This is a genomic window from Geodermatophilus sp. SYSU D01106 (genome assembly GCF_054049995.1).
Genome location: NZ_JBJGYM010000011.1, coordinates 151,338 through 159,359 on the forward strand (window position 1 = coordinate 151,338; position 8,022 = coordinate 159,359).

Annotated in this window: 8 protein-coding genes; 7 read left to right on the forward strand and 1 reads right to left on the reverse strand. The window is 74.0% G+C overall.

Features of this window, described 5'->3' with window-relative positions; genetic code table 11:
- Positions 1-267 precede the first annotated feature (267 nt).
- Positions 268-777 carry a hypothetical protein gene (locus tag ACI78R_RS13810; protein WP_073420216.1) on the reverse strand — a complete coding sequence of 170 codons (510 nt, stop codon included), beginning with the start codon at positions 775-777 and terminating at the stop codon, positions 268-270.
- Between the two features lie 143 nt (positions 778-920).
- On the opposite strand from ACI78R_RS13810, the gene ACI78R_RS13815 reads away from it, so the two are divergent.
- The 7 genes from ACI78R_RS13815 to ACI78R_RS13845 all read left to right on the forward strand — a co-directional run bounded on the left by ACI78R_RS13815 (position 921) and on the right by ACI78R_RS13845 (position 7,902).
- A complete protein-coding gene (locus tag ACI78R_RS13815; protein WP_083628560.1) occupies positions 921-1,544 on the forward strand; it encodes a DUF1360 domain-containing protein in 624 nt (207 codons plus the stop codon).
- Positions 1,545-1,683: 139 nt separating this feature from the next.
- Complete coding sequence (gene ku / locus ACI78R_RS13820; protein ID WP_073420754.1) at positions 1,684-2,712, forward strand: non-homologous end joining protein Ku; 1,029 nt, start codon at positions 1,684-1,686, stop codon at positions 2,710-2,712.
- 29 nt (positions 2,713-2,741) lie between these two features.
- The gene (gene ligD, locus ACI78R_RS13825; RefSeq protein ID WP_457041132.1) at positions 2,742-3,701 is read left to right on the forward strand and encodes a non-homologous end-joining DNA ligase; all 960 of its coding nucleotides are present in this window, start codon (positions 2,742-2,744) and stop codon (positions 3,699-3,701) included.
- Positions 3,702-3,725: 24 nt separating this feature from the next.
- The gene (ligD, locus tag ACI78R_RS13830) at positions 3,726-4,643 is read left to right on the forward strand and encodes a non-homologous end-joining DNA ligase (RefSeq protein ID WP_457041133.1); all 918 of its coding nucleotides are present in this window, start codon (positions 3,726-3,728) and stop codon (positions 4,641-4,643) included.
- Positions 4,644-4,714: 71 nt separating this feature from the next.
- Positions 4,715-5,599: a formyltetrahydrofolate deformylase gene (gene purU / locus ACI78R_RS13835; RefSeq protein ID WP_073420215.1), complete on the forward strand. Its 885-nt coding sequence runs from the start codon at positions 4,715-4,717 to the stop codon at positions 5,597-5,599.
- Positions 5,600-5,758: 159 nt separating this feature from the next.
- Complete coding sequence (locus ACI78R_RS13840) at positions 5,759-6,235, forward strand: Fur family transcriptional regulator (protein WP_457041134.1); 477 nt, start codon at positions 5,759-5,761, stop codon at positions 6,233-6,235.
- Positions 6,232-7,902 carry a catalase gene (locus ACI78R_RS13845; RefSeq protein ID WP_457041135.1) on the forward strand — a complete coding sequence of 557 codons (1,671 nt, stop codon included), beginning with the start codon at positions 6,232-6,234 and terminating at the stop codon, positions 7,900-7,902. Before ACI78R_RS13840 ends, ACI78R_RS13845 begins: the two co-directional genes overlap by 4 nt.
- Positions 7,903-8,022: the final 120 nt, after the last annotated feature.

Here is an 8,022-nt window from a genome sequence, read left to right on the forward strand (position 1 = left end):
CGAGCTGTCGCGCGGTCCTGGGAGCACCGCCGGCGGTCGGCCGGGCGGCGCGTACGGCTGACTGCTCAACCGCACGCCCAAACGTAGACAACCGGATGGCAGACCGCCAACCAGCCCGGGCGGGTGCCCGGGCCGGTCGGCGGATCGGGTGAGGAGATGCGTCCGGCCAGGTGACCGGGGCGGCCCGTCCCGGGGGCCTCCTCGGACGGGCCCCAGGAGCCGATCAGGAGCCGATCAGGAGCCGATCAGGAGCCGATCAGGAGTCGATCAGGAGTCGATGACGTGGACCGCGGACTCCTCCGGGCCCTCGCCGCCGGCCCGGACGTCGGCGGTCGCCTCGACGTCGTCGGCGGTCTTGTTCGTGCCGGAGTCGCTGTCGAAGGTCGTCGAGGTGTCCTGCTCCAGCTGCATCGCGGCGGCCTGCGGGTCCTCGGCGGGGCGGACGCCGGGCTGCACGTCGGGCACCTCGCGGTCGAGCCGGCCGCTCAGCGGCTCGCCGGCGGACTGCTCGTAGGCGGTGGTGCCGGTGTCGAGGACGGCGCCGGGGTCCTCGCCGGGCATCGGCGCGAACTCCGGGTCCTCCGCGGACTGCATCGTGGGCGAGTCGTCCTGGGCGACCTCCGGGATCCCCTCGTCCTCGGGGAACACGTCCCGGGCGGTCTGGCCCTCGGTGCGCGGGGCGCCGGCGTCGTCGTGGGTGCCGGTCAGGCCGCGCTCGTCGTCGGGGAAGTCGGCGTCGTTCTGGGCGGAGTGCAGCGCACCGCTGTTCTCGGTCACGGGGTCCCTTCCTCTCGGGCCGCCGGGACACCGGTCCCGGCGGCGGGCTGCCCTCCGCCTACCCGCCGCCCGGCGGGCCATGCGGGCAGGCGCGTTCCTCCCGTCACGGCATGAGGCGGTGCACGACCGGGTAGCGGGCGGCCATGGCGATCCCCGACGAGGTGCAGCGGACCATCGAGCCGGTCCGCCGCTGGGCGCAGGACCAGGAGCGCGGCTACAACGGCGACGAGGACCGCCCGCTCGGCGGCTTCCTCGGCGCGATGGGCGTCTACAGCGCCGCCGTCGCCGCGGGCGCCGCCGTCGTCCGCGCCTCCGGCCGCGAGCTGCCCTCCCGCATCCCCCTCGGCGACGCGCTGCTGCTCACCGTCGGCACCTTCCGGCTGGCCCGCCGCATCGCCAAGGACCCGGTCACCAGCCCGCTGCGCGCCCCGTTCGCCCGCTTCCAGGGCGCGTCGGGCGAGGCGGAGCTCGCCGAGGACCTGCGCGTGGAGCACGGCTGGAAGCACGCCGTCGGTGAGCTGGTCACCTGCCCGTTCTGCCTGGCGCAGTGGGTGGGCACCGCGTTCGTCTTCAGCTACGTGGCCGCGCCGCGAGCGACCCGGCTGGCGGCGCTGACGATGACGATGGTGGCCGGCTCCGATGTCCTGCAGTTCGCCTACGACGCGCTGCAGAGCAGCGTCACCGGCGGCGGGGACGACCAGCAGGACGACGCGCAGGACGATCCGCAGGACGACGACACGGCCGGCCGGCACGCCGAGCAGGTCTGAGAACGGAGGACGCCCGCTTCCCCCGGGCGGAGGAGATCGACGGCATCCGTGCTGCTGAGCGGCCCGGTCCGCACCTATCCTGCGGGCCGGCCGCCCTCCGGCCGGTGTGCCCGGTCCGGCCCGGGGAAGGGGAGTGGAGATGCGCTCGATCTGGCGCGGCGCGGTCTCGTTCGGCCTGGTCAGCATCGGGGTGAAGCTGTACACCGCCACCGAGGACAAGGACGTCCGCTTCCACCAGGTGCACGCCGCCGACGGTGGGCGGGTGAAGTACAAGCGGGTCTGCTCGATCGACGGCGAGGAGATCGAGTACGGGGACATCGCCAAGGGCTACGAGCTGCCCGACGGGCAGCTGGTGATCCTCACCGACGACGACCTCGCCGAGATGCCGCTGGCCACCCGCCGCGAGATCGAGGTCCTGCAGTTCGTCGACCAGGGCGACATCGACCCGGTGCAGTACGAGAAGACCTACTACCTGGAGCCCGACGGCCCGGCCACGCGCCCCTACGTGCTGCTGCGCGACGCGCTGGAGAACACCGGCCGCGTCGCCATCACCAAGATCGCGCTGCGGCAGCGGGAGTCGCTGGCCGCGCTGCGGGTCAAGGACGGCGTGCTGGTCCTGCACACGATGCGCTGGCCCGACGAGATCCGCCGTCCCGACTTCGGCTTCCTCGACGAGGACGTGTCGGTGCGCCCGCAGGAGCTGCAGATGGCCGAGGCGCTCATCGGCTCCATGACCGGCGAGTTCGACCCGACCGAGTTCAGCGACGACTACCGCGAGGCCATGACCGCGCTGCTGGAGGCCAAGGCCAGCGGCGGCGAGGTCCAGCCGGTCCCCGAGACCGCCGACCCCGGCGCGGCCGTGGTCGACCTCATGAGCGCGCTGCGGCGCAGCGTCGAGCGGGCCCGCGGGGGAGCGGCCGACGACGACGCTGCTGACGACGACGCTGCTGACGAGCCCGCGCCGGCGCCCCGCCGCCGCGCCCGCGCCGCGGCCGCCGACGACGAGCCCGCGCCGGCCAGGCGCGCGCCCGCGAAGAAGGCCGCCGCGAAGAAGACGCCGGCGAAGAAGGCCGCCGCCGAGGAGCCGCCGGCCCGCACGACCCGCGCCCGCAAGGTCACCGCCGCCAAGAAGGAGCCGGCCAAGCGCACCTCGCGGCGCAGCGCCTGACGGTGCGCCACGCCCTCCCCGAGCCCCCCGTGCCGGGGCCGATGCTCGCCGTCGCCGGCGAGCTGCCGCCCCGCGCGCAGGACGCGGAGTGGGGCTACGAGTTCAAGTGGGACGGCGTCCGCGCGGTCACCGCGGTCCGCGGCGGCCGGGCGGAGCTGTGGGCGCGCAGCGGCACCCCGATCACCGTCCGTTATCCCGAACTCGGCCGCGTGCCGGACGCGCTGGCCGAGGCCGACGTCGTCGTCGACGGCGAGGTGGTGGCCCTCGACCGGCTCGGCCGGCCCGACTTCGGGCTGCTGCAGGGGCGGATGCACCGCACCGGCGGCGCCGAGGTGGCCCGCCTGGCCGCCGCCGCGCCGGTCACCTACCTCGTCTTCGACGTCCTCGCCGTGGGCGGGCGCAGCCTGCTGCACCTGCCGTGGACCGAGCGCCGCGAGCGCCTCGACGACCTCGGCGCCCAGGGGCACCGCTGGGTGACCACCCCGTGGTTCACCGGTGGCGGCGCCGGGGTGCACGCCGCCAGCCGGGACAACGGCCTCGAGGGCGTGGTGGCCAAGCGGCTGGACTCCGCCTACCGCCCCGGCGTGCGCGCGCCGGAGTGGCGCAAGGTCAAGCACGTCCGCATGCAGAGCGTCGTCGTCGGCGGGTGGCGGCCGGGCAAGGGCCGGCGGGCCGGGGGAGTGGGCTCGCTGCTGGTCGGCGTCCACGACGACGACGGACGCCTGGTCTACGCCGGCCACGTCGGCACCGGCTTCACCGACGCGATGCTGCGCGACCTCGGCGCCGCGCTCGCCCCGCGCCGCACCTCGCCGTTCGCCGACGCCCTGCCCCGCGACGTCGCCCGCGACGCGCAGTGGGCCGAGCCGGACCTGGTCGGCGAGGTGGCCTTCGCGGCGTGGACCGCCGACGGCCGGATGCGCCACCCTGCGTGGCGGGGGCTGCGCGACGACCTCGACGTCGAGGACGTCGTCGTGGAGTGGTCCCCGTGAGGGGGACGGCGTGAGGTGGGCACGGTGAAGCAGCGGGTGCGGGTCGAGGGCCGGCAGCTGTCGGTCTCCAACCTCGACAAGGTGCTCTTCCCCGAGGTCTCGTTCACCAAGGCCGCGGTGATCGACTACTACGTGCGGATCGCCCCGGTGCTGCTGCCTCACCTGTCCGGGCGGCCGGTGACCTTCACCCGCTGGCCCGACGGCGTCGAGGGGCAGGCGTTCTTCGAGAAGAACACCGCGCGCCACGCGCCGGACTGGGTGCGCAGGGTGACCGTGCCCAGCCCCGGGAGCTCGCGGGACCGCGAGGTGCTGGAGATGGTCGTCCTCGAGACGGTCGCCGACCTCGCCTGGGCGGCCAACCTGGCGGCGCTGGAACTGCACGTCCCGCAGTGGCAGGTCGGCAGCAAGCTCCAGCCGGCGCTGCCCGACCTGCTCGTGCTGGACCTCGACCCCGGCCCGCAGGCCGGCATCGCCGAGTGCTGCGACCTCGCCGAGCGGCTGCGCGTCAAGCTCGTGGCCGACGGCCTCGACCCGGTGGTCAAGACGTCGGGCTCCAAGGGCATGCAGGTCTACGCGCCGATCCGGGTCACCGACCGCGAGCACCCCTCCCGCTACGCCAAGGCGCTGGCGCAGGAGCTCACCGCCGAGACGCCCGACCGCGTGGTCTGGCGGATGGAGAAGGCGCTACGGCCGGGCAAGGTGCTCGTCGACTGGAGCCAGAACAACCCGGCCAAGACGACGGTGGCGCCCTACTCGCTGCGGGCCCGGCCCGACGCCCCGGTGTCGACGCCGATCGGCTGGGACGAGGTGGACGCCGTCCGCGGCGGTGCCGACCCCGGCGAGCTGCGGTTCCGCACCGAGGAGGTGCTCGCCCGGGTGGAGGAGTACGGCGACCTGTTCGACGTGGCGGACCGCACGCGCTCCCGGCTGCCCGCGGTGTAGCCGGGGACCGGCCACTGTGCAGACCGGCCACGGTGCAGCCGCGGCGGCCGGCTCTGCGAGCATGTCGTCCCGTGTCCGCCGCCCCGCTCGCGCACGACCCCGCCACCACCGACGTCGGGCGGCTGGTCGTCCGCTGCCCCGACCGCCCGGGCATCGTGGCGGTGCTGTCCCGCCTGCTGGCCGACGTCGGCGCCAACATCATCGAGTCGCAGCAGCACTCCTCGGACCCGACCGGCGGCACGTTCACGCTGCGGCTGGAGTTCGTGCTGCCCGGGCTGGCGCAGCGGCGCGGCCAGCTCGAGGGCGCGCTCGACCTGCTCGCCGCGCAGTGGCAGCTGACCTGGCGGCTCTCGGAGGCCGCGCGCCGCCCGCGGGTGGCGGTGTTCGTGTCGAAGACCGACCACGTGCTGCAGGAGCTGCTCTACCGGGTCAGCGCCGGTGACCTGCGCGCCGACATCGTCGCCGTCGTCTCCAACCACCCCGACCTCGAGCCGGTCGCCGCCGCGGCGGGCGTGCCGTTCCACCACGTGCCGGTCCCGCCGGACGGGAAGGAGCAGGCCGAGGCGCGGGCCCTGGAGCTGGTCGGCGACGTCGACCTCGTGGTGCTCGCCCGCTACATGCAGATCGTCTCGGCCGACTTCTGCAGCCGGTTCCCCGAGCGGCTGATCAACATCCACCACAGCTTCCTGCCGGCCTTCGTCGGCGCGAACCCCTACCGCGCGGCGCACGACCGCGGCGTGAAGCTCATCGGGGCGACGGCGCACTACGTGACCCCCGACCTCGACGCCGGCCCGATCATCGAGCAGGAGGTGGCCCGGGTCGACCACCGCGCCACCGTGGAGGACATGCGCCGGGTGGGCCGCTACGTCGAGCGGCAGGTGCTGGCCCAGGCAGTCACCTGGCACGTCGAGGACCGCGTGGTCGTCGAGGGCGACCGCACCATCGTCTTCGCCTGACCCCCCCGTCCCGTTCCCGGGCCCCTCCTCCCGCGTCGTGGAGGAGGGGCCCGGCGTGTGTCCGGGACCCGGCCGCGGGTACCGCACCCCTGCACGACGTCCCCCGTTCCCCCGCCCTTGATTTGACTCGATCAAGAAACGGGGGTTGGGTGGGAGCCGATGGAGACGATCTGGGCGCACCGGCTGCGCGACGCGGGGCTGCGGGTGACGCGGCCCCGGCTCGCGGTCCTCGACGCCCTGGCCGGCCATCCCCACGCCGACGCGGACACGCTGGTCACGGTGGCCCGCGCGGCACACCCTCCGCTCTCGCCGCAGGCGGTGTACGGGGTGCTCAGGGCGCTGGTCGCCGTCGGCCTGGCCCGCAGGGTCGAGCCCGCCGGCGCCCCGGCGCTCTACGAGGTCCGCGTGGGGGACAACCACCACCACCTGGTCTGCCGTTCGTGCGGCGCGGTGACCGACGTCGACTGTCCGGTCGGCGCGGCCCCGTGCCTCTCCCCGTCGGACGCGTCCGGCTTCGTCGTCGACGAGGCCGAGGTCGTGTTCTGGGGGCTCTGCCCCGACTGCCGGGACGCCGGCCGCCCCGCGGCCGCCGTCCCGGTCGCACAGCACCACAACCGAGGAGGAACAGGAGCATGACCGACGTCGCATCGCAGGGCGCGGCCCCGAGCGAGGCCGACCGCCCCGTCCTGACGAACCGTCAGGGCCACCCGGTCTACGACAACCAGAACCAGCGGACGGTGGGCGCGCGCGGCCCGGCGACCCTGGAGAACTACCAGTTCCTCGAGAAGATCAGCCACTTCGACCGCGAGCGGATCCCCGAGCGCGTCGTCCACGCGCGCGGCTTCGTCGCCTACGGCGAGTTCGAGGCCACGGGGACGTGGGGCGACGAGCCCATCGAGCGCTACACCCGCGCCAAGTTCCTGAACGCCCCCGGCAAGAAGACCGAGCTGGCGATCCGCTTCTCCACCGTCATCGGCGGCCGCGACTCCTCCGAGGCCGCCCGCGACCCGCGCGGGTTCGCCGTCAAGCTCTACACCGAGGACGGCAACTGGGACCTCGTCGGCAACAACCTCGCGGTCTTCTTCATCCGCGACGCCATCAAGTTCCCCGACGTCATCCACTCCCTGAAGCCGGACCCGATCACCTTCCGGCAGGAGCCGGCCCGGATCTTCGACTTCATGTCGCAGACCCCCGAGGCCATGCACATGCTGGTCAACCTGTTCTCGCCGCGCGGCATCCCGTCGGACTACCGGCACATGCAGGGCTTCGGCGTGAACACCTACAAGTGGGTCGACGCCGAGGGCGGGACCCACCTGGTGAAGTACCACTGGATCCCGAAGCAGGGCGTCAAGAGCCTCACCGCCGCCGACGCCGCGGCCGTCCAGGCGAACGACCTCGGGCACGCCACGAAGGACCTCTACGAGGCCATCGAGAACGGCGACTACCCGCAGTGGGACCTCTACGTCCAGCTGATGAGCGACGACGACCACCCCGAGCTGGACTTCGACCCGCTCGACGACACCAAGGTGTGGCCGGAGAACGACTTCGAGCCCAAGCTCGTCGGGACGATGACGCTCAACCGGAACGTCAGCGACCACCACAACGAGAACGAGCAGAGCGCCTTCGGCACCGGCGTCCTCGTCGACGGCCTCGACTTCTCCGACGACAAGATGCTGGTCGGCCGGACGTTCTCCTACTCCGACACCCAACGCTACCGGGTGGGCCCGAACTACCTGCAGCTGCCGGTGAACTCGGCCAAGGGCGCGACGGTCCACACCAACCAGCGCGGCGGCCAGATGTCCTTCGGCGTGGACCTGGGCCCGGGGCAGAACCCGCACGTGAACTACGAGCCGTCGATCACCGGCGGCCTGCGGGAGGCCCAGTACCCGACGCACGACGAGCAGGGCCCGGAGATCACCGGCCGGCTCACCCGCAAGCGCATCCCCCGGACCGACGACTACACGCAGGCCGGGCAGCGCTACCAGCTCATGGACCAGTGGGAGAAGGACGACCTGGTCAAGAACCTGGTCGACAACATCTCCGAGGCGGTCCGCCCCGTCCAGGAGCGGATGGTCTGGCACTTCTTCATGTGCGACGACGAGCTCGGCCAGCGCGTCGGAGAGGGGCTCGGCATCTCCGCGGACGACGTCCGCGGGCTCGAGCCGCTGCAGACCCAGACGCTGTCGGAGGCGGAGCTGCAGCGCGCGGCCAACCTCGGCAAGAACGGCCCGCGCGACGTCACCGGTCTCCGGATGACGCACTGCGTGCCCAACGAGCGCGTCGAGGTGCGCTTCGGCGCCTGACGCGCGCACGCATCACGCGGCGGGGGGGGGGGGGGGGGGGGGGGGGGGGGGGGGGCGCGGGGGGGGGGGGGGGGGGGGGGGGGGGGGGGGGGGGGGGGGGGGGGGGGGGGGGGGGGGGGG